This is a genomic window from Guptibacillus hwajinpoensis, from assembly GCF_005144865.1.
Taxonomy (GTDB): Bacteria; Bacillota; Bacilli; order Bacillales; family Guptibacillaceae; genus Guptibacillus; species Guptibacillus hwajinpoensis_A.
In genome coordinates this window covers 1-602 of sequence record NZ_SWFM01000021.1, presented here as the reverse complement: position 1 = coordinate 602, position 602 = coordinate 1, and the positions used below count along the sequence as shown (strand labels likewise).

The 602-nt window shown below is 44.0% G+C and carries 2 tRNA genes and 1 rRNA gene; all 3 read left to right on the top strand.

The annotated features are described in order from the left end of the window. Nucleotides 1-59, top strand: a 16S ribosomal RNA gene (locus FBF83_RS20580); the annotation flags it as partial. Between the two features lie 109 nt (nt 60-168). Beyond that, nucleotides 169-245 (top strand) — tRNA-Ile (locus FBF83_RS20575). Nucleotides 246-301: 56 nt separating this feature from the next. Beyond that, nucleotides 302-377, top strand: a tRNA-Ala gene (locus tag FBF83_RS20570). Nucleotides 378-602: the final 225 nt, after the last annotated feature.

The following is a 602-nucleotide window of genomic DNA, read 5'->3' as shown; positions in this document are numbered from 1 at the left end:
TTGGGGTGAAGTCGTAACAAGGTAGCCGTATCGGAAGGTGCGGCTGGATCACCTCCTTTCTATGGAGAATTACGAAGGTAACTTACGTTACCAACCTTACATGAGCGTTTCGTTTAGTTTTGAAAGAGCAATTTTCTTTCAATATAATAATTGTCAATTACCCTTTATGGGCCTGTAGCTCAGCTGGTTAGAGCGCACGCCTGATAAGCGTGAGGTCGGTGGTTCGAGTCCACTCAGGCCCACCATAAAGACCAAGTTGACACCAAGATTACCGTTTGGTATATTATCTCTTGGATAAAATGGGGCCTTAGCTCAGCTGGGAGAGCGCCTGCCTTGCACGCAGGAGGTCAGCGGTTCGATCCCGCTAGGCTCCACCAATTACAACTGCTATTGTATTGTACTTTATTACAATCAATTAGTAGCATTGTTCCTTGAAAACTAGATAGCATAAACAACGACATCCAATAAGAATTATTTTTTTATGCAACACTTAGTAATAACTCGAGGAGTTAGCTTGAGCAATCAAGTCTAATGAATCTAAGGTTAAGCTACTAAGGGCGCACGGTGGATGCCTTGGCACTAGAAGCCTAAGAAGGACGGGA